This is a genomic window from Gimesia sp. (genome assembly GCF_048260065.1).
Lineage (GTDB): Bacteria > Planctomycetota > Planctomycetia > Planctomycetales > Planctomycetaceae > Gimesia.
The window spans coordinates 159,268-181,441 of record NZ_JBLXHC010000004.1 but is presented as its reverse complement, the minus strand read 5'-3'; the positions used below and the strand labels follow the sequence as shown (position 1 = coordinate 181,441).

General features: G+C 49.9%; 15 protein-coding genes. 2 read left to right on the top strand and 13 right to left on the bottom strand.

Annotated elements, in window-relative coordinates:
• The first annotated feature begins 35 nt into the window (after positions 1 to 35).
• Positions 36 to 2,168 carry a YfhO family protein gene (locus tag ACN0YN_RS09045; RefSeq protein ID WP_417384679.1) on the top strand — a complete coding sequence of 711 codons (2,133 nt, stop codon included), beginning with the start codon at positions 36 to 38 and terminating at the stop codon, positions 2,166 to 2,168.
• On the opposite strand, the gene ACN0YN_RS09040 is transcribed toward ACN0YN_RS09045, so the two are convergent.
• The 13 genes from ACN0YN_RS09040 to ACN0YN_RS08980 all read right to left on the bottom strand — a co-directional run bounded on the left by ACN0YN_RS09040 (position 2,152) and on the right by ACN0YN_RS08980 (position 19,904).
• A complete protein-coding gene (locus tag ACN0YN_RS09040; RefSeq protein WP_417384678.1) occupies positions 2,152 to 2,727 on the bottom strand; it encodes an FHA domain-containing protein in 576 nt (191 codons plus the stop codon). The genes ACN0YN_RS09045 and ACN0YN_RS09040 overlap by 17 nt on opposite strands.
• A 366-nt stretch (positions 2,728 to 3,093) precedes the next feature.
• On the bottom strand, positions 3,094 to 4,404 hold the full coding sequence (locus tag ACN0YN_RS09035; RefSeq protein ID WP_417384677.1) for a DUF58 domain-containing protein: 1,311 nt from the start codon (positions 4,402 to 4,404) through the stop codon (positions 3,094 to 3,096).
• Positions 4,401 to 5,360: an AAA family ATPase gene (locus ACN0YN_RS09030; RefSeq protein WP_417384676.1), complete on the bottom strand. Its 960-nt coding sequence runs from the start codon at positions 5,358 to 5,360 to the stop codon at positions 4,401 to 4,403. The genes ACN0YN_RS09035 and ACN0YN_RS09030 overlap by 4 nt, the downstream gene beginning before the upstream one ends.
• Positions 5,361 to 5,608: 248 nt before the next feature.
• Complete coding sequence (locus tag ACN0YN_RS09025; protein ID WP_417384675.1) at positions 5,609 to 6,385, bottom strand: FliA/WhiG family RNA polymerase sigma factor; 777 nt, start codon at positions 6,383 to 6,385, stop codon at positions 5,609 to 5,611.
• A gap of 78 nt (positions 6,386 to 6,463) precedes the next feature.
• Positions 6,464 to 6,685, bottom strand: coding sequence for a hypothetical protein (locus ACN0YN_RS09020; RefSeq protein WP_417384674.1), 222 nt, complete (start codon positions 6,683 to 6,685; stop codon positions 6,464 to 6,466).
• A gap of 379 nt (positions 6,686 to 7,064) precedes the next feature.
• Entirely contained in the window at positions 7,065 to 8,045 is a 981-nt protein-coding gene (locus ACN0YN_RS09015) for a P-loop NTPase (RefSeq protein ID WP_417384673.1), read from the bottom strand.
• An 87-nt stretch (positions 8,046 to 8,132) separates the two neighbouring features.
• Positions 8,133 to 9,473 (bottom strand): flagellar biosynthesis protein FlhF, encoded by a 1,341-nt coding sequence (gene flhF / locus ACN0YN_RS09010; protein ID WP_417384672.1) that lies wholly within the window; start codon positions 9,471 to 9,473, stop codon positions 8,133 to 8,135.
• A 76-nt stretch (positions 9,474 to 9,549) separates the two neighbouring features.
• A complete protein-coding gene (flhA, locus tag ACN0YN_RS09005) occupies positions 9,550 to 11,670 on the bottom strand; it encodes a flagellar biosynthesis protein FlhA (RefSeq protein WP_417384671.1) in 2,121 nt (706 codons plus the stop codon).
• A 189-nt stretch (positions 11,671 to 11,859) separates the two neighbouring features.
• Positions 11,860 to 13,287 carry a DUF1501 domain-containing protein gene (locus ACN0YN_RS09000; RefSeq protein WP_417384670.1) on the bottom strand — a complete coding sequence of 476 codons (1,428 nt, stop codon included), beginning with the start codon at positions 13,285 to 13,287 and terminating at the stop codon, positions 11,860 to 11,862.
• 60 nt (positions 13,288 to 13,347) lie between these two features.
• Positions 13,348 to 16,440 carry a PSD1 and planctomycete cytochrome C domain-containing protein gene (locus tag ACN0YN_RS08995; RefSeq protein ID WP_417384669.1) on the bottom strand — a complete coding sequence of 1,031 codons (3,093 nt, stop codon included), beginning with the start codon at positions 16,438 to 16,440 and terminating at the stop codon, positions 13,348 to 13,350.
• Positions 16,441 to 16,757: 317 nt separating this feature from the next.
• Positions 16,758 to 17,600, bottom strand: coding sequence for a hypothetical protein (locus ACN0YN_RS08990; RefSeq protein ID WP_417384668.1), 843 nt, complete (start codon positions 17,598 to 17,600; stop codon positions 16,758 to 16,760).
• 5 nt (positions 17,601 to 17,605) lie between these two features.
• Complete coding sequence (locus tag ACN0YN_RS08985) at positions 17,606 to 18,859, bottom strand: class I SAM-dependent methyltransferase (protein WP_417384667.1); 1,254 nt, start codon at positions 18,857 to 18,859, stop codon at positions 17,606 to 17,608.
• A complete protein-coding gene (locus ACN0YN_RS08980) occupies positions 18,834 to 19,904 on the bottom strand; it encodes a prepilin peptidase (protein WP_417384666.1) in 1,071 nt (356 codons plus the stop codon). The genes ACN0YN_RS08985 and ACN0YN_RS08980 overlap by 26 nt, the downstream gene beginning before the upstream one ends.
• Before the next feature lie 748 nt (positions 19,905 to 20,652).
• Between ACN0YN_RS08980 and ACN0YN_RS08975 the strand changes: the two genes are divergently transcribed.
• Positions 20,653 to 22,155, top strand: a complete 1,503-nt coding sequence (locus ACN0YN_RS08975) for a hypothetical protein (protein ID WP_417384665.1) — start codon at positions 20,653 to 20,655, stop codon at positions 22,153 to 22,155.
• Positions 22,156 to 22,174: the final 19 nt, after the last annotated feature.

Below are 22,174 nucleotides of genomic sequence, written 5' to 3'. Positions count from 1 at the left end.
GCCGCTTTTATTTTGTCAGCACAAGGTTCAGTCGTTTGAGTCGTTCTTCCAGAAAGAAAACACAGGCACCCCAGCCGGATACACCCACAGCTGCAGGTACTCCTGTTTTCGCTGGCACAATCCTCGTCATTGCCATCGGCTTAACCTGGATCTTCTGGTACGGCCTCTGGTCGGGCGGGGGACTGATCGGCGGAGACCTCTACACATACTTCTTTCCACAAAAGACCTTCTTTGCAGAACGTCTGCAGGCGGGTGAATTTCCCCTCTGGAATTCCAACATCGGACACGGCGTCCCTCTGGTGGCAGAGAGTCAGACCGGGGCATTCTACCCGTTCAACTACTTTGCCTATCGGTTTCTGCCCGTCAATACCGCCTACAACTTCGTCCAGATTCTGCATTATATTCTGGCGTTCGTGTTTACCGGCATGTATGTGAGACGGCTGGGGTATTCCCTGGTCGCTGCACTGTTTGCGGGCCTTGTCTATACATACGGCTGGTTTCCCTCACGCATCTGTCTGGAATGGGCCATCATTGGTGGTGCCTGGCTGCCATTGACGCTGTGGTGTGTCGAATCCTTTTTCCAGACACGCTACTGGCGGTATGCGATCTTGTTGTGTTTCGCTTTGACGATGCAGATTCTACCCGGCCACTTCAACCTGGCTTTCATCACACAATTAATGCTGGTCGTCTACATTCCCGCACGCATCTGGTTCAGTCGCGATGAAACAACCGAAGCACTCAAACCCTATCGCAAGCGAACCATCATCCTGTTATTACTCGCGTTGATTTCCACGTATGCTCTCTCAGCGGTTCAACTCGCACCGACCTGGGAGTTAAAACAACTCAGTCAGCGGGCAGAGGTAGGAGAACGCTCGCATCAGCCCGGCTATGGTCATATCCCGGTCTGGTATCTCACACAAATTGTCGCCCCCTGGGCCTGGTATCCCTACGAAGTGAACCTCGATGCCGGTCTGGCCCCCGGTGGTGATGCCACCAATCAGGTGGAAGCACATCTGTATTTTGGCATTGCTTCAATACTACTGCTGATATATGGCACATGGAGTGGTGCCTGGACGCGTGACCGCAGGCTGATCCTGCTGGCAATCATCGGTTTCCTGGCGCTGCTCTATACGCCGGGCTGGTTGCTACCGATTGCGAAACACCTGCCTGGTTTCAGTTTTTTCACCGGTCCCGGTCGCTATGGAATTCTGACCACGTTTGCTGTCGCCGTCATCGCCGGAGTCTGCCTGGAACGACTGACTGCGAACTGGAATCGGAATCTGCAGCTGCTGGTTGTTGCTATGATCTGTCTGTTTACCACAGCGGATTTCTGGGTTGTCAGTCGCTATGTCACCTACGCCGCTATTGTGCCTGATCCACCAATCAATCATGTCGATCAGAGTGCGCTCAAGAAGATCGTCACAGAGTACGGGAAACCGGTCCGCCTGTTTGCACCAGGTGCCAACTTGCCGACTCTGCTGGGTGTCTCTTCCACTCCTGTTTACCTGGGAATAGGACCCGAACAGTATTTTGATCCCCAATTGACGATGCCTCAGCCACTGCCGTTCAAAGAACCTGCGACTCCCGAGCAGATTGAATGGCTCCGTAAAGCAGGCGTGACGCATATCCTGAGCCAGCATCCCCTCGACTTGAATCATTGGCCGGTTGAACCGATCTTAAGCGATTTCGATGCCGTGATTAATCCTGCCTGGGGACGCTTTGACGAACCAGTTTACTTTTATGAACTCCAGGATTCGCGAGGTCGACTTACCTGGACTCATCCAGAAGCAAACCAGAGCGCCACTATCACAGGTTATCGGGCGAATGAAATCAAAATAGAAGCCGAGACGCCGACAGCGGATACGCTGATCTTAACCGACCTTATGTATCCAGGCTGGAAGGTCTATGTCGATGGGCAACCGGCTGAGGCTGAACTGATTGAAGGCATGTACCGCGGCGTGAAACTTTCAGCGGGTAAACATGAAGTGATCTGGGCATACCAGTCCGGCTGGTTTCTGATTGGAGCGATCGTCAGCTGTATCACACTCCTGGTTATCTTGACGATTGCCCACTTCCGGTTCTGGCATCCGATATTATTTCAGATGAAGCAGAGAACTGTGGAAGTGCAGCCTGATCTACCTGAGAGCGAGATTACGAAGAAGAAATAAATTCGACGTTGGAACCAGTCCCTTCAAAACGGTGACTGTCGGAATAATTTTCGTCTTCATCTTCGTCGTCAATCCCTTCCAGCTGATCGCTGGGCAGCATTTCATTGGCACTCACGTTATGGCCACTGTCGGAAATGGCAACCGGGAACTGCTGTGAGATATCGACATCTTTGGTCGGTTTTTTGAAGTGCTGTACCGAAGGTGCTTTTGTTGGCGTGCTGTCACTCACAGACTGACTGTCTGACTGTTCTTTTTTCTTATGGAAGTCGGCACCAATATTTTCCAGATGATAGGCAACGTTCCCAATCTTCAGCTCGTCATTCAGTTTGAGCCAGGCCTGCTGGTCAATCTTTTTGCCGTTCACATAAACGCCGTTCATGCTGCCCAGATCTCGGACAACGGGACGGTCATTCACAATCGCAAGACAACAATGTTTGCGAGAGATCTTGGGACTGTCATTGATCACAATATCACAGTCGGGATGACGTCCAACAAGAATGATCGCCTTATCAAGCACGATCGGGCGACCTTGATTTACCGGGACTAAGCAGACTGCCATAGAAGACTCCAGTCAGGAACGTTAGCAAACTTAATGAATTTTTATTATACGAGTCATCCAGATCCAAGTAAAAGAAAAAAGGCCCGAGGTCAACGAGTGTGACAGAATTTCACACTATCACCCATATATCTTACACGGATACTTAATATGTTAATTATTGATAAATATCGACTATTTATAGATATACACTCAATAAAGTCCTGTTCTTTTTGACAAATTTGAGTCATTCAATCCGGCATTGTGGCCTCAAAATCTTCCCAGATCGACATGGACACTCCGGCTCTCAACAGTCACAACCCCTACAAACAGACTGTAGTACATAGTGTAAAAGGGAGCACGGCCTCTGGCAGGACTGATTTTCAGTGACTAAAGCAGTTGTCTTGCTTTGATATCCAGATAGCGGCTGATCAGGTTGACCGACAGGTTCTCCGGCAATGTGTCGAGAACGAGCAGTCCTGATTTCTGTAACGCGGCGATTTGAGTCGCCTGGGAAGAAACGATCTCAGCGGCGGCGGCAATTTGAAATGCTTCCCGGTCCGTCTCTGGTATTGAGTTCATTCGGTTTTCGAGCGGAACGTTTCGCAAAAATGCGGACAAGACCAGATGCGGCCAGCGCATCATTTGTAGTGCGCTTCCCAGGTATTCCAGATGAACCTCGTCCAGCGCGTGCGTCAGTACGACCACCAGCGCGCGTTTACGGTAACGCAGTTGCAGCTGTTCGGACATCAGCTGATAATCGGAAGCTTCGTAGATCGGTTCCAGGTCATAGACCTGACGGATCAGTTTCTGAATCGAACCGGCACCACGAATGGGTGGGACCCAGCATTCCACCTTGTTGGAACAAGCCATCAGCGAGACAGTATCACCCTGCCTGAGTGCGACATAGCTTAACAGGATCGCAGCGTTCAATGCGCGGTCAAAATGCGTCACCCCTTCATCGGCATTGCACATCGAACGACCACAGTCGAGAAGAAAGATGATGTTCTGATTTTTCTCCACCACGTATTCACGACTGATTAACTCCTGATGCCGAGAGGTCGCTTTCCAGTCGATGCTGCGAAATTCGTCTCCCCGTCGGTATTCACGCAATCGGTCGAAATCGGTTCCCCGTCCCCGTAAACGCGACAGTTTGATTCCCGCTTCGGCCAGACGGTTGCGACGCGCCAGCAGTTCTACTCCGCGCACCGATTGGATGTCGGGATAAATCCTGACTTCCTGGCGAATGTCCCGTTCGTCGTAAACGGTCCAGAGCCCAAACCGACTTTTCATCTGTAAAAACACACGGCGAAAACGGTTCTTTCCGCGATGATGGGGCTCTACATGATAAATGCTGTATTGATGCTTATTGGGAAAGAGCTCGATATCAAACGGGAGATCGGTGTACTGACAGGGCATCGGGGGTTCGTCATGCACATGAATCTTGAGCGGGACTGTGCCCCGATTATTAAACCAGAGTCTGACGCTGTTCGAAGCACCGACACTCAACACATCTTTCACTTCCCGATGTACTTCAATCGTCAGCAGCGAGGGTGTCAGTACCAGGTCGACCAGTGAGAACAGAAAGACCAGCAGACAGATCAATACACCAGCCTGACCCACTTCCGGCCAGATCGTCCCCAGGGCAAATGGAAGCATGGCCGCAGCGAACAGATACAACAGCGTCAAACGGGGCATCATTGGCGGGGGGCCTCAACGCTTTCCAGAATATCCCGAATGACTTCGTCCACTTTCATACCTTCTATTTCCGCTTCCGGATGTAGTCGAATCCGATGACGTAGAATCGGGAGTGAAAGTTCTTTCACATCATCGGGGACAACAAAATCACGCCCCTGACAGGCAGCCATGACACGAGTACTGATCAGAAGATTCACACTGGCCCGGGGACTCGCTCCCACTTCGATGGTATGCCAGCTCCGCGTTCGTGACACGATGGATGTGATGTATTGAATGATGGAAGGTTCAACAATAATTTCTGTCGCACGCTGCTGAATCGCCAGGATCGTTTCCGTATTCAGCACTGGTTGAATTTCAAAAGTGCCCAGATCCCGGTTGTCCTTGCCGGCAGCGTACAGATCCAGAATCGCATTTTCCTGGTCCTGTGTGGGATAATCAACGAGCAACTTGAACATGAAGCGGTCCAGTTGGGCTTCCGGGAGTGGATAAGTCCCTTCCTGTTCCAGCGGGTTCTGAGTCGCAATCGTGAGGAACGGCCGCTGCAGCGGATAGGTTTTCCCGTCGACAGATACCTGACGTTCCTGCATTGCTTCCAGGAGTGCCGACTGCGTCTTGGCGGGAGCCCGGTTGACTTCATCGGCAAGCAACAGATTTGTAAACAATGGTCCCTGGTTAAATGTAAATTTCTGCTCGTGCATATCGTACACGGAATGCCCGGTAATATCCGAGGGCATCAGGTCAGGAGTGAATTGAATGCGTCGAAACTCGCTGGAGAGCACATGACTGAGTGCATTGACCAGCAGTGTTTTACCCAGGCCTGGTACGCCTTCGATCAGGACGTTCCCTTCACAAAATAATGCAATCAGCACCCCTTCCACCAGGTCTTCCTGCCCCATGAGCACCTTACCTACTTCAGCCATTGACCGCTGGTAGTAATCTTCAATTTGTGATACATCCATGAATGAACCGTAACCCCGATTGTCTGTCTGAAGTAAGTAAAATCAAATGTGATCTGGGATCACTTTGCGGGAACTGATGTTCCCTGTGACGTTTATTCTAAAGCGAATCCGGTTCATATTTCGAGCATCCGGGTCGAGAACTGGCATGTTTTTTCAAATTGTCCGGTTCGATCCTGGTGCAGGATGTAAAAAAAGGCCCCCATTAGAATGGAGGCCTTTTTCATTTGGATGATCACGAATCGTAGCGTTTAAGCAAATTCAGGGCGACGTCGACCCAGCTGTTCTTTCAGGCGGTTGACGATACTCGAATGCATCTGACTGACGCGAGATTCCGACAGACCCAGCGTACTGCCGATCTCTTTCATGGTCAGTTCTTCATAATAATACAGAATGATAATCAGACGCTCATTCCGATTCAGTCCTTTGGTCACCAGTCGCATCAGATCCCGTTTCTGAATGCTCTTGGTGGGATCTTCCCCTTTGGCATCTTCGAGGATATCCACTTCCCGAACATCTTTATAGCTGTCGGTTTCGTACCATTTTTTATTCAGACTCACCAAGCCGACTGCATTGGCCTCGTTTTTGAGTTTTTCAAATTCCTTGCGGGACAATTGCATTTTCCGGGCAATTTCCTCGTCCGCCGGGGGGCGTCCATATTCCGCTTCGGCTGCTTTACGGGCTGCTTCCAGCTTGCTGGCTTTGCTGCGAACCAGGCGTGGTACCCAGTCCATCGTGCGCAGTTCATCCAGCATGGCTCCACGAATACGGGGGACACAGTAGGTCTCAAACTTGACGCCCCGCTCCAGGTCGAATGCATTAATTGCATCCATCAGTCCAAATACACCAGCCGAAATCAAGTCGTTCAAATCTACCCCTTCAGGCAGCTTGGCCCAGACTCGTTCTGCATTGTAACGAACCAGGGGAACATATTGCTCAATGAGCATGTTACGCAAGGCCTGGTTGGATTGATCCTGCTTGAACACCTTCCAGATTTCTGCGATTTCTTCACTGGCTTTGATGGCCATTTACTCCTCCGTGATCAACTTACAGTCGTTTCATATGGATTCGATAATGAAAACGATGACTGCTAAAACGTTATATATTTAAGCAAGATTATTTTTCCATTTTTCAAAACTTGCTCGTGCTGATTCTTCAACAACACGAGAAGCAACTTCTCCGAACAACAGACCAAGACCGAAAAAGATGACGGCTGCTATGAGTGCGGATTGTGTCGCGCCAAGAAAATCAGCATGAGAAATCACTCCCCTTACTGATTCAGTCGCAAAAGCGATTAGCGATAATCGAAATGCATAATGCAGGGCCACAGAATATTCCCGGATAGAGTTTGAAAAACGTTTGCGAGAGAAAATTCGCTTCGCTCCAAAGGTACCTTCGCTCGTCTATCCTTAAGTATCGGCGTCCTGCTCCAGAATATTTAACCTTTCTCCTACAATTTAATTAACCGTTAAACATTAACATTTATAGTTTCCCTGATGCGTAATCCAACCCTTTTGGTAATCCCATAAGTCGTGGAAATACCAGTGGTTGAAGTACGCAACCACAGACCGAAATCTGCAGCAACAGAGAATGAAATTAATTGTTAAGGGATTTAAAAGTGACGTGACTCAAGCGAGGGAATAAAAGGAAACGAGAGAGAGAGATGTGAGATTGTTTCCTGTGATTTTAATCCTTTTGCCTGAGGGTTTACGCGGCTTCACCCAGCAATCGCTGCCAAAGTCGCGGAAAGTAAGACTCTTGTTTGTGTTGTTGTTCGGTAGCCTGGTGTCGTTCCAGCAGGTCATGCGCCAGGCGAAAAATGGATTCCGCAGCAGGGCAATGCGGGTAGCTTAATACAAAAGGCTCCCGATCATAAACTGACTGAACGACATGCATATCGTGGGGGATCTGACCGGCTTGAGTTAATCCGGTATGTAAAAACAGCTCCGTTGTTTTCTTGAGTTGCTGGAAGACCTTCTCTGACTGATCATCTGAAGTACACTGATTGATCAACGTCTGAATTTCCAGCGATTGAATCGTTGACAGTGATTTGATTGTCGCGTAGGCATCAGCAATGGCCGTCGGTTCGGGTGTGGTTACGACCAGAACATCGTCAGCGGTCGTCACGAACTGTCGGATACTGCGATGGATGCCTGTCCCATTATCAAGAATCAGATAATCGTGAGTGGCTTCCAGTTCCTGCATCTGCCCCAGTACATCCTTACGAACTACTTCCGAACAGTCTGCCAGGTCCGTCAGTCCACTGGCGCCGGTGACAACATTGACCCCCAGCGGCCCTTCCAGTTGAATTTCTTTTAAAGAGCGGGCACCACTTACGACATGTGACAGATTCCAGTAACCATTCAGTCGACACAATAAATCGATATTGCCCAGCGCCAGATTGACATCAATCAGACAGACCGAAGCTCCGGACTGGGCCAGTGCCAAGGCCAGATTGAGTGACAACACCGACTTGCCGACGCCCCCTTTTCCACTGCAGACAGCCAGTGTTCTGCAATGAGAGGTTTGACGCTTCTCAATGACACCAGGTCGTCTCTGTTGCATCAGCCCGCGCAGAACCTTGGCCTGATCCCCCCGCGAAGACACAGTCGACTGTGCTTCGGGTGAATTGACAGGAGGAACTGTTTCCACCTGTTTCAGGTTCCATTCATTGACGGCTGGAGCCATCGCAACTTCCTTTTATCTGAATCTCGTTTATGACGATTTGATCTACGCTATTATGTAATGTTTGAACGAATGCTGTAATGCGACTTTTTAACGCAGCTGATCCTCGCCTAAAATCAGTCGCGCCATACGAGCAGCATTGGCTGGCTCGATGTCATCGGGAACATCCTGACCGGTTGTAAGATATCGTACTGGCAGTTTGACATTCTGGCTGAGAGTCAACAGACTGCCCATCACAGGCGCTTCATCCAGTTTGGTCAGAATCAGAGAGGTCGGACGAGCAACCTGGAATCGCTGGGCGATCGCTTCGAGTGTTTTGACGCTGGAAGTCATGCTCATGACCAGAGAGACTTCATCGATCGGCACTTCACGGAACAGGCTTTCGAGTTCCTGAATTTTGAGATCATCACTGGGACTGCGACCGGCTGTATCGATCAGCACCAGATCCAGCCCGACCATCTCATCAAGTGCCTGCTGCATTTCTTTAGGCGTGCTGACGACCTTCATAGGCAGATCGATAATTTCCGCATAGGTCCGCAACTGCTCGACGGCGGCAATCCGATATGTGTCGACGGTCACCAGGCCCATTTTAATATTATCACGCAGGCGAAAATTGGCAGCCAGCTTGGCAATGGTTGTTGTTTTGCCCACTCCGGTCGGCCCTACCAGTGCAACCACTTTCCTTTGTCCGGGAACAGGACGAATTGGCGGGGAACAGTCTAATTGAGATTCAATCAATGCGGCGAGGAGGGACTTACTGGCAGCGGAATCTTTCAGCTGTTCGGGACTCGCATGCTCTTTCAGCCGGGCAATCAGATCGTGGGCAATGCTTTCGTCCACTTCCGCATCGATCAGATCAGTATAGATATGAAACAGTTCTGAAGGCACTTCAGTCGATCGATGAGAACGGGTCCGTCGATCCAGAGACTCCAGCATCTCCTGAATCGCATTCAGTTTCTCGGCAAACTCTTCTGTCGGATCAAACTGTTTCTGGGTTGTTTTTACTTCACGAGGTGCCGCTTCTTCGAAACGTTGACGGAACCGCGGTTGCTCCGGCGGTTGGGAATACGTTGATTCGCGACGGGGTACTGTTTCACGTCGAACGGGGGTTCTTTCCTGCTGTCCTGCCATTGATTGCGAGGCTGGTTGTCGGTGACGATTGTCTGGCTGCAGATTGGAAGCCCGGTGTCTTAAAACGGAGCTGGCACTGGAAGCACGATTCGTTTTCTGTAATGCGGCCGGCGTTTGTGTTTCGATTCCCAGTCCCGCTGTGATCTCATAGGCTTCCTGAGTTCTCGACCAGGGCAACAGGCTTTTACGCCCCGGAATCTGTCGCGTCTGCAGGATGACGGCTTCACTACCCATCTCCTCCCGCACCAGCGTCAGGGCTTCCTGCATCGAGGCTGCTTTAAATGTTCGAACATCTGACATGATTGATGTTTCCTCTATTGTATTCCGTTGAGATCGTTTTGATTTGTGTTTATTGAATGTTTACCAGGAAAACCGTTTATGCTGCTCCCGCCGCAACTTCTTTTTTCAAACGACCGGCTGAGATCTGTCCGATCGCTTCGACATCGGTATCACGGGTGATTTCATTGAGACTCAGTACAATTAACCGGGGAATCATCGGAGACGTAATCTGCTTCAAGCCGGCTCTGATCTGAGGATTACATAATACGATGGGATGCCCGCCTGCTTCGACCAGAGGTTCGATCTGATCTGCAATCGCCTGTGTGATGATTTCTCCCGTCTGGGGAGCCAGCTTGATAACCAGACCATGTTCGTTGTAATCAATGCCTGACATCAGTACGTCTTCCAGTTCCGGGTCAAGTGTGACCACTCTTAAGAGTCGTTTGCTGTCCCGATACTGTTGGCAGATGGCACGTGCCAGACCGTTACGAACATATTCCGTCAGAAGCATGGGTTCCTTGGTTCGGTCTGCATAATCGCCCAGAGACTGCAGAATGGTTTCCAGATCGCGAATCGGCACCCGTTCGCGAAGCAGATTCGAAAGGACATGCTGTACCTGTGAGATCTTCAATACATCAGGGATCAGGTCTTCAACGACTTTGGGAGAAGACTCTTTCAGATTTTCAATCAGGGCATGCACCTGTTCCCGTGTCAGCAGTTCGCTACTGTGCTCGCGAACCACTTCGGTCAGGTGTGTGATCACGACAGCCGAAGGTTCGACCACGTTAAAGCCCATCAGTTCCGCACGTTCTTTCTGTCCCAGTTCAATCCACTTGGCGGGACGACCGAATGCGGGTTCTACAGTATCAATGCCCGGGATATCGCCATTGGTTGCTCCCGTGTCGATGGCCAGCAATCCATCAGGATAGATCGCGCCCCAGGCGACGGCCACATCGCGGATTTTAATCTGGTAATCGCGTTGACCGAGCCGGATGTTATCGCGAATACGTACCTTGGGAAGAATAATTCCCAGTTCCTGAGCAATCTTGTGTCTGATGCGAGTCACCCGGTCGAGCAGATCACCGCCTGTCGCGGGATCAGCCAGTCTCAACAGGCCGACTCCCAGTTCCAGTTCCAGAGGATCGACAAACAGGTGGTCTTCCGGTTTGGGCTCAGGCTGGCTTTGTGTCTGCTGTTGTGTTTCCGCTTTTTGTTTCTTGACCTCGGCAGCCTGCATTCCTTTTCGTCGCATCATACCAGTGGTGGCACAACCAACGGCTAACGCCAGCATCGGACCAGCAGGCAGACCTGTGAATGCCAGAGCGAATAAAAAGGTGGATGCCAGAAACAGTGCTTCAGGATGACCGGAGAACTGCTTGACCACGTCGCCAGGCAGGTTACTGTCGACTGAAGTTCGCGTGACAATCAGACCGGCTGCCAGTGAAATCAGGAAGCCGGGAACCTGTGTGACCAGACCATCGCCGATCGTTAGTGTGGTAAATACGGTCGCAGCCTTGGAGAGCTCCATGCCGTGATCGACCATTCCGACATACAGTCCCCCGACGACATTGATCAGGGTGATAATGATACTGGCAATCGAGTCGCCGCGGACAAACTTACTGGCACCGTCCATGGAACCATAGAAGTCGGCCTGCTCTGTAATTTCACTGCGACGTGCTTTGGCTTCATCGGAACTGATTAAACCGGCATTCAGATCGGCGTCGATCGCCATCTGCTTACCGGGCATACTGTCTAATGCAAAACGGGCGGCGACTTCACTGATACGAGTCGCACCTTTTGTGATTACCATAAACTGAATTGTGACCAGGATCACAAAGATGATCAGTCCCACGACCAGCTGACCGCCGGCAACGAACTGACCGAAAGCTTCAATCACGCCCCCGGCAGCAGCCGTCCCATCGGCGGCACCACGCGTTAAAATCAAACGGGTGGAGGCCACGTTCAGCACCAGTCGTGCCAGGGTTGTACCGAGCAGAATCGCGGGAAATACGCTGAATTCCAGCGGACGTTTGACATAAATCGTTGTCATCAAAATCACTACGGAAACAGTGATATTGCAGGACAACAGAAAGTCCATCACGAACGGAGGCAATGGCGCAATGATTACCAGGACTGAACTCACTATGACTAGTGGGAAAATCAGCCCGGTGTTGCGCAAAATCGATCCGGATAGACCGGTATTGGACTCCGGTGGCATCCATGCCTCCGTGATTACAGGGTAAATGGGAATTAAGACTTAGAAGTGACAGAAAGGTAGTGAAGAGATATGTTAAGATTTAGAGATGTGTGAGAGAGAGGCGAGTGATAATGGAATCTGCAAAATCTGTCCAGAGGATTTCTTAATATTTCGCTCAAGTTTTTTTCAGCTTGAGCCGAACCCCTGATTTCAGGCCAGCATTTTCTTCACCAGATGCGCTTCTTCGACCCCCGTTAAGCGGAAATCGAGACCCTGGTAAAAATAGGAAAGTTCATGATGATCGATCCCCAGCAGATGCAGGACTGTCGCATGAAAATCACGGACATGAATAGTATCGTTTACTGAGTAATATCCCAGCTCGTCAGTTTCTCCTATTGTGACACCGGGTTTGGAGCCACCGCCGGCGACCCACATGGTGAATGCATCAATATGATGATCGCGTCCGATGAGATCCCGAGGTTCTCCCTGAGGGGTCCGACCAAATTCGCCTCCCCAGATCACCAGAGTATCCTCTAACAGACCACGCTGTTTCAGATCTTTCACCAGAGCCGCCGAGGCACGATCTGTCTCCAGGCAGCGGGCATCTAAAGATTCTTCCAGGTCTGTCCCTTTATTCCCATGATGATCCCAGTCCGTATGATAGAGTTGGACAAAACGGCACCCTTTTTCAATTAATCTGCGTGCCAGTAAGCAGTTACGCGCGTAAGAAGGAGTTGCCGGGTCGACGCCGTATAAATCCAGGGTTTCCTTTGTTTCACCGGAAAGATCCATTAACTCTGGTGCACTCGACTGCATCCGATAGGCCATTTCGTACGCGGAGATGCGTGTTGAAATTTCGGGATCCCGCGTTTTCTCTAACCGCAGTGAGTTCAACTGATTGACCGTCTCAATAAACTCCGACTGCCGTTTCGCATCAATTCCCGACGGATTAGACAGATTGAGAATCGGATCAGCACCGTTTAAAAATGGGACCCCCTGGTATGTCGTTGGCAGAAAGCCACTGCCCCACAAGGGAGCACCACCGCGCGGACCACGGGGACCGGACTGCAGTACCACAAAGCCAGGCAGGTTCTGCGATTCACTGCCAATCCCATAGGTCACCCAGGCTCCCATACTGGGGCGTCCAAACTGCTGGGTTCCGGTATTCATAAACAGTTTGGCGGGACCATGATTGAATACATCCGTTTTCATACTCTTCAGAATCGTGATGTCATCCACGATACTCGCCAGATGCGGCACCACATCGGACAACTCCGTTCCCGATTCGCCATGTTTTCTGAATTTGCGTCGTGTGCCCAGCAGCTTCGCATCTTTTTTCAGAAAGGCAAACTGTTTGCCTTCGACATACGATTCCGGAATCACCTGTCCTTCCAGTTCCTGCAGTTTCGGCTTAAAGTCGAACATTTCCAGCTGACTGGGTCCCCCCGCCATGAACATGTAAATGACATTTTTGGCTTTGGGAGGATGGTGAGTTTTACCGAGAGCAGAAGTCGCTGCCTGGGCCTGCTGTTCTGACTGCATCAGAGTTGCCAGACCAATGGCCCCTGCTCCCACGGCGCAGTTTTCAAAAAAATGGCGTCGTGTCAGATCCTGTAATCCCAAATCGTTGAAATTCATTTCTCTCTCCCCGAATGTCACTTTCAATATAGAGACGCAACATTCATCGCGAAGAAGTTATTATTCCCGCGTGATAAATTCATCCAGATTCATCAACACACGTGCGACAGCAGTCCAACTGGCAGCTTCCGCGACTTCGATTTCTTTCGGCACATCACTGGATGCAACCTGCTTTGCCTGGTGAGGTGATTTTTTAAACCACGTTCTCTGTTCATTCAGGTAACGGGTCAATACTTCCAGTTCGTGATCGGAAGGGGTCCGGGACAGACAGATTTGAAATGCCTGTCGCAATCGCCCCTCGTCATAATCAGGGCCTTCCTGCAGAATCCGTAGTGCGAATCCCTGAATGAGCTCAAATAGAGACTCGTCGTTCGCGAGCGTTAATGCCTGTAACGGTGTATTGGAACGAACACGGCGGGTACACGTTGTATTACTGTTGGGTGCATCGAAGGTCGGCAGCATCGGATAAGGGCTCGAACGCCAGAAATAGGTATACATGCCTCGGCGAAAGCGATCAGCGCCTTTTTCTTCTGGCCAGCTTTTCTTGTTCTGGGTCAGAACATAAATCCCCTCCGGTTGAGGAGGATACACACTCGGGCCACCGATCTTTCGTGTCAGTAAACCGCTGCTGGCCAGGAACAGATCTCGAATGGACTCCGCTTCCATGCGAAAACGGTTCTGCCTAGAAAGCAGCAGATTGCGGGGATCCTGCTCCTGGTAATCCGGCCTGAAGTCAGAAGCCTGTCGATAGGTCGCAGAAGTCACAATCAGCTTGTGCAACTGTTTAACATCCCAGTCGAGACGCATGAACTCGGATGACAGCCAGTCTAGCAGTTGGGGATGAGTCGGCAGGGTCCCTTGAGTCCCGAAATCATTTTCCGTCTCTACAATACCTCTGCCGAAAAATCGTTGCCAGTAGCGGTTAACCGTTACGCGCGCGGTCAAAGGCTGTTCCGGGCTGGTGAGCCAGCGGGCGAAATCCAGGCGGGTTGGCGCTTTCACTTCATCTGGAAAGGGAGGTAACACAGCGGGTACATCCGGGCTGACCCGCGCACCTGGTGCCAGAAAATTCCCTCGCAGCAGGATAAAGGTCTCACGCGGCTTAGGCAGCTCTTTCATAACCATCGTTGTGACAATGGCTTTTGTCAGACTGGTCTGCTCTGATTTCAACTTCGTCAGTCGTTGATTGAATTCAGACCATTGAGTATCTGACTTATGAAACGCCTGAGTGATCGTTGTCTTCTGTTTTTCATCCCATTTTTCTTCTGGCAGCTTCAAAATGGCAAGCACGGCAGGATCGAGATTGAACAATCCAGGATCGACGACTGTCGCAGACAGTCGAAAACGCCCGACATTGTATTTCGCATTGCGTGTCTGTGATAATGTCACCCGCAATTTCATCGGTTCGGAATGCTGCAAAGGTGTTTTCAATGAAAACAGAACCCTGCGATTCACGTTCATATTCCCCTTAGAGACATTGATGGCCCATCCGGTTTTCAGATCTCCGTCGATCAGGTATTGCGCCGGAAATTTATTCTGCGAATGGTCTGCGGTGGCCTGAACCAGTTTCACAGGTTCATAATCCGTCCATTTATCTCCCACTTTTTTTGCTGCTTCGACGATCACTTCGTCCAGCACAAAGTTACCGTTGCCTGCCCAGCCAGGTCCCTTTTTGGGCAGACTGTCATGGGTGAGAACTTCCAGCCTCAGCCCCTTCGTCCCCGGTGGAATATTTTCTGCTTCCACATGATAGACATCATTGTCGGGAATCTCTCCGCCGACCAGTAAAGACTGATCGTCCAGGATGGTAATCGTCGCTCCATTTTCCGAAGAAACGTTTTGTGCCTTGAGAACAGTCCACTGTTTTTCGGCATCTTTCATGTTCTGCTGCAGGGAAGTTTTCCACGTTTGTAACGCGGGAGCGAGCATCTTTTCCTGCTCAGTCAATTGCTTCGTAACAGCTGCAATCTGCTGTTTGAGTTCGTCCTGCCTGGTTTTCTGTTTGTCCGTGGGCAACGCAAGCGTGGGTGGCGCGCTGTTAATATCGGCCGTACTGTTGAAGATGGCATACAGCTGATAAAAATCGCGCTGTGTCAGTGGATCGTACTTATGCTTGTGACACTGTGCACAACCAACGGTCAGCCCCAGAAAAGCAGCTCCCGTTGTATTCACCCGGTCGACTACTGCTTCCACGCGGAACTGCTCGGGGTTCGTTCCCCCTTCCTGGTTAATCAGCGTGTTACGATGAAAGCCGGTCGCGATTAACTGCTCGGTCGTTGGCTGCGCCAGCAGATCTCCGGCTAACTGTTCCGTAACAAACTGATCGAAGGGCATGTTATCGTTGATCGCTTTGATGACCCAGTCCCGGTATTTCCAGATGGAACGCGGACCATCAATTGTAAATCCATTCGAATCTGCATAACGGGCAACATCAAGCCAGTGTCGGGCCCAGCGTTCTCCATAGTGTGGAGAGGCCAGCAGGCGATCGACGAGTCGTTCATAAGCGTCTGGCTCAGTATCTGCCAGAAATTCTTCAACCTGCTCCACCGTGGGAGGCAGACCTGTTAAATCCAGACTTAACCTGCGGATCAGTGTCTGCCGATCTGCTTCTGCTGCAGGAGTCAGCTTGCTCTGAGTCAATCGTTTGAGAATGAAGGCATCAATCGGATTTCGAATCCAGGCCTGATTGGAGACATCAGGAACGACGGGACGCTGGATGGGTTGAAAGGCCCAGTGCTCCGATGAGACTGCGGTCTGCTTCAAGACAGATTCGGATTCAGGGATGTGGCCCCCCTGCTCGATCCATGCTCCAATCAGTTTGATCTCTTCAGGTTTCAATGGTGGCAGATCATGAGGCATCCGGGGGATTTTGGCTTGTCCCAACAGACTCTGATACAGCGGGCTCTCGTCTTTTTTACCGGGGACAACAGCAGCGCCCCGGTCACCCCCTTTGAGAATGCTCGCCCCATAGTCGAGACGCAACCCCGATTCTTCGGCATCTACTGAATGACAGTCATAACAATGCTGTTTCAAGAGAGGTCGAATCTGCCGTTCGAAATCAATCTCGACGTTCTTGTCCGCTGCAAATCCGATCTGCACCATGGCCGAGGTGCACAATACAGCGGCTGTCACTTGTCTTAACAAATTCCGCATGGAAAAACCCGAAGAATGAAGGTAAACCGCGTTGCTGTGATACGGGATCAAATTCGTTCCCACTCAGGAATACGAAACAGAATGCGGGATCGCTGGAGAAGCAGGCAGGTCGTTCATATAATGAGCCTGTTGAAGAGTAGCATTGCAACTTCTTCGTAACGAACTTTCGATTCAGTTCGTTCGGAAGACTTGGCACTGAACCCGTTTTCAGACTCTCATTCAGATTAACAGCAGCAGGAGCGGATTGCAAGTTTTTGTTGAATGTATAGCTGTTTACACTCAGCGAATTTCCCATTTCCGCAGAATCCGCTACAGATTCACTCACCTTCGATTCGCAGCGATGTCAGTTTGACATGCTGCCGATTGGTCAGAAAGCAGAGAAAACATTCTTTTCCCGACTGCAAAGCAGGTTGGGCACACGTGAGCACACGTCGCCTGCCAATACTGAGTACAAAACGGTTCCCGGTTCCCACCAGCCGTACAGGCACAGCCTCCGGTTCTGGACGGGATAAATCTAATTTGATCCGCTTCAGTTCCTGGCTCGTATTCTTTGCTGTTTCCGTAACACTGACAGCATCGTTCTGGAAATGAATCACACTGGAAACGAGAACCTGATCGGGATGATCAGGATGCCTGGTCAGCAGTTGTAGTTCGAAGTCAGGAAATTTCTTCTCGACCTGCACCCGAAAACTGACACTGATTTTCTGGTAAGGCCTGATAAAAGTCGCTACCGAAAGCTGATCTGCCGCCGACTCCATGCCGTCCTCTGTGAACTGCCAGCCCCGACTTTTCCAGAACAGTTTATAAAAAGGATTTTGCCAGCTGGTTGATTCCAGCTCTCCCTCTTTTACGGTATCCAGATCGGGCAATAAAGGTTTTCGACTGGCAGTTTGCGTCAGAACGAGATCCGAAGAGGATGCAGACGTAACATGATCGGTCTGTAAATCGATGTCATCTGGCTCAACCACGGAAGGGGACGAATTATTTACGACAGCGGGTAGTGCATGCACGTGAGCAGCACTAGAAACTGACGGCTCCTGCTGATGGCTTTGAATCCAATAAACCAGAAATGCCGAGACCAGGATAATACAGACAAACAGCATCGCACCGGACTGAATGCGTATTCGTTTTGGTTTAATTTCTGATTCCTCAGATATCATCGAATCTATCCATCATTTCCTGTCATTGCATACCCTGGCATCTGGCATAACTTTTTAAATTGTTCCCCCAATGCCTGTTCCAGGTAAAATGTATTGATGCCATACTGATCCTTTAATGAACGAAACTGGTGTACCAGTTCACGCAGTTCCCTCCCGGGGAGTTGACGCTGTCGTTTCACCGCTCGAATCAGCAGGTTCTTTGGAGTATGTTCCGTCTCAATAAACTCGATCACTTGAGTGCGATAACCACAAATCTCCAGTACCAGCGCCCGCAGAGCATCTGTCACCAGAGACGCAATTTTCTCTTTCAGAATTCCATGTTTCAGTAATCCTGCCTGGGACAGGCTGCTGATCTGCTGGAAGAGTTCATGCTGGCAACAGGGAACAGCCATAATGACATCCGTATCAGAAGAGACAGCTGCCGCGATCGCCGCATCGGTGGCAGTATCACAGGCATGCAGTGAAATGGAAAGATCATATTTATTCGCACCAGACTGAAAGCGGGAGATGTCTCCTGTTTCGAACGTCAGGCCCTGGCATTGCAGATCTTTGGCAATCTGCTGGCAGTGGGCTACAACAGACTGTTTTAAGTCGAGTCCTGTGATGTTCACTCTGCGCTTCAGAATTTTGGTAAATAAGTAATGAGTCGCGAAAGTCAGGTAACTCTTACCGCAACCAAAATCGACGATATTAAGTTCTCCACTCCCTGGAAGTGATGGCACAATATCGTTAATGAATTCCATGTACCGATTGATCTGTCGAAATTTATGGTATTGCGCTGCCTTCACCTTCCCCGCACCTGACATCACACCGATGGCTTCCAGAAAAGCGCAGGGAACCCCTTCTGGAATCAGATATTGTTTCGAACGGTTGTGTGTTTCCGCTTCCTTTTGCTGTGCTTTCGTCGGGGCATGTTTTTTCATGGATACATGGCCCTGTTTGGTTTTGCGAAAATGATAGTCTGCCTGCTGCGTAAAAAGATAGCCCTCACGAAAATGTTCCGTCCAGAGTTCTTTGATACGCGGTATGCTTTCTTCCCACAGCAGATTCTCGTGTACTTCCTGCCTGCCTCGCAGGAGAGCAAACTGATAATGTGATTTCCCTTTGATAATAAGCGGTCTCAAGGTCACTTTTTTGAAAGCGGAAACCTGCTTATCACTCGGTTTACATAACAGCAGTTGAATGCATTCTCCACTTTGAAGCGACTGTAAAACGATATCAGGCAATGTGAGTTCAGAATGTGATGGATCTGGATTCATCAATTGAAATCTGGTCCTGTGTTTTAGTTTGCATTATCCGTTTCAGATAGATCGACTGCGACACACCAGTCAGTACAGGGATTGCAATGATCTGGAAGCCTGTTACCAGCAGATAACTCAGGTAACTCATGTGATAGGGTAGAATAGTCAGATACTTACCAAACAATAACTGCAACGTAAGTATCGCTACAATAAATGCTGAAGCAGGCAATCGCAATAGAAACTGTCTGTTTCCACCAGATGACAGATTAAGACAAAACAGTCCGCATGCCGCCAGAAAGCCAAGTGTCACGGTCTGCTGCCAGCCCAGGTAGACCCCAGCCAGAATCAACAGCCACGAAGTTCGTTGCGGAAACAGACTGGCCGACTGTTGCCTGAAAAAGCCTGGCCAGCAGAAGAGCACGCCCGTAATGGCTCCATATAACAGCCCCCAGACAAGCGTTTTAAGCGTCTCTACTGTAATCCCGACATGCAGTGTCCCGTAATAATAAAGTTCGTTAAGAAGTGCTTCCGTATTGGAAACTTCAGCTCGAGTCGAAATCAAAGCCGGGACCGGATGTAATTCGGGGATCAATACACCTGCCGTGATTCCGATGGCAAAGCACCAGATTAACAGCCTTCGGGGAATCAGCTGACCATCAAACTGGATATAGGCGGATGCCAGCAGGACGATAAACAGATAACTGTAATAAACGTCCAAAGCGATCAGATCCCAGGTCCGACCTTCCAGAATCTGATAACTGCCCCAAAAACGGTTCGGAGTCCGGTAGGGTAGAAACTGTCCTCCGGAATGAACCAGCAGAATATATAAGAAGAGAAAGAATAAACCAGTCAGAGCCTCAACGATTGGATACCGAACCGAAATGGGGGCTTGACAGGTTCGACATTTTCCTCGCAGCAGCAGCCAGCCCAGAATCGGAAGATTGTCTCGCGTCTGGATCGGTGTTTGACAGACAGGGCAACGGGACTTGGGCTTCGAAATGTTTAACCCCAGTGGCATCCGATAAATGACCACATTCAAAAAACTGCCGATCACAGAGCCCATCACAAAACACCACAGGGCAGTAAAAACCTCCAGAACCCACAATTGCGAACTTGAGGAAATCTCTAACATCAGTTGCATGGTTCAGGGTCTATCAAAAGTGCCATTTGTTGCATAACTAAGTCTTACCGCCAGCTGTACGTATCACACCGTTTTTTATCAATAGATTCAAGTTCTGAAATCGATCGATGCGGACAGTATCGACTTTACTCAAAAAGAATTCTATTCGGGATTTTGCAGAATTCCCTTACTTCAATCCGTGCGAAGTCTCCGGAATCGGAGAATAAGCATTTCAACTCAAAACATCATAATTGGATCCGAAATAAAAATACATACACCAGTTTACGTAACTGGTACTTGAAATTTAACAAAGTCGGTGGAGATTACTCTTTCTCCAAAACCCCGGTCAACAGATTGAATTACAACTACCGATAATCCATGTATCTCCAGATACAAATATAAACGAACCATGACTCCTTCGGATACGAACTAACTCTCTCAAATTGAATCTATTGTCCGAAATCCGAATGAGCTCGCCGACAACAAATCCTGAGTCATTTACCGACCTCAGGTTTAAAACGGCAGTTGAAAGTGACAAGTTTCAGCAACGCTGTTAACAGAAGTTGTCCCCTTACATCAAACCAAGATATTACCCAGAAGTTGCAGGATATTTCCCAGGCTCACGGAAGTTACCTGCCCTGTTTCGAATACAAATTGTAGATTTGGAAAGCACACAGCAATGAATTCAAGGATGACACCCCACCTTTGGATTAAATGTTCGACTTTAATTGTATTCACCACGATAATTCAGATTGCCTGTAATCTTCAGGGTGCCTCGGGACCTAAGTTGCTGGTCCCCGATTTGAAATCTCAATCTACAGGAATCAGACAGGTCACGACGACTCCTGAAGACATGGAAGCTCCGCTGGTTGCCCGTAAGCCTGATTTCAGTATTGAGGCCAAAAAACCGGAAATTCTGGCCGATGATTCCACCAAAAGCAAAGCGGACGCTGTCCCGGAACCCAAACCGTTTCCTGGTATTGCCAGTAAGTCTTCCCCAGAGATGAAAAAACCAGCAGTCCCCAAAGCGCCACCGGTTCCTGAAATTGTGGACCCGCTGGACAAACTGGTTGATGAAGCAATTGAAGTCTCGCACCGCAGAATGCTTTCCACCAACGTACACACTCCCTGGCAGATTGCCCATGGAATTCTCGCGTTACGCTGGGAATATACGCTTTACCAGAACAATAAACGCATTCGTGCCATTGACTGGGTTTCGACCGGTCCCAGTTTCCGTGGACGCCCCTGGTTCATTACCACCCCTCATGGCGGTAAAGGACATCCATTTACAGAGCCTTATGCCTTTGAAGGTCATCCGAATCAGTTCCTGGCGTTCTACGCCATGGCGGGAATTCCAATCGACCATGAATTCAAAGCAGGGGAAAAAACGATTACGATCGCCGACATGATCAGCAATGCCAAGGCGGAAGTAAATACAAACGAAGAGATCACCTGGACGCTCTGGGCATTTTCCCGCTATCTCCCCTGGGATACGGAATGGGTGAGTGATCGTCAGGAAGAGTGGAGTATGGAAAAGCTGGTGCGGGTGCAGATGCAGTCTGAACCGACCAAATCGGCCTGCGGGGGAACCCATGGCCTGTTCGCAACCGCCAGTGCCGTTAACTGCTACCTCAAAGATCAGAAACAACTCAGGGGAACCTGGCTGGAAGCCAGTATGCGGGTTCGCCAGTACGCCGAATACGCCCGTTCGATGCAGAACCGTGATGGTTCGTTTTCATCAAAATACTTTGAAGGTCCAGAGTACGCCAGTGACGTCAACAAACGCGTCTCAACAACCGGACACACTCTGGAATTCATTATGGAGGCATTGCCTCAGAACCGGCTGGATGAGCAGTGGGTCCGCAGTGCTGTGTACCGTATCGCAACGGACCTGATTGAATATAAAAGTCAGCCTCTGGAACCAGGTGGAATGTACCACGCCATTGACTCACTGGTCATTTATCGTGAACGGACTCGACCTGAGTACGCTAAATACCTGGAAGAACTGGCTAAGTACAAAGACTTTGAAAAACCAGAGCCTTCTGACCAGATCATTGGATACTCTAAGCAATTTCTGCAGCAGCAAAACGCGGCTCAGTACAATCAACAGCCACAATACCGACAGAACACCAGTTCAAATGATGATCCATCACGTCAGGCTCGTCGTCGCGGTCTGTTCTCCCGATACCGATAAGCTCTGCTCACGCGGCGAG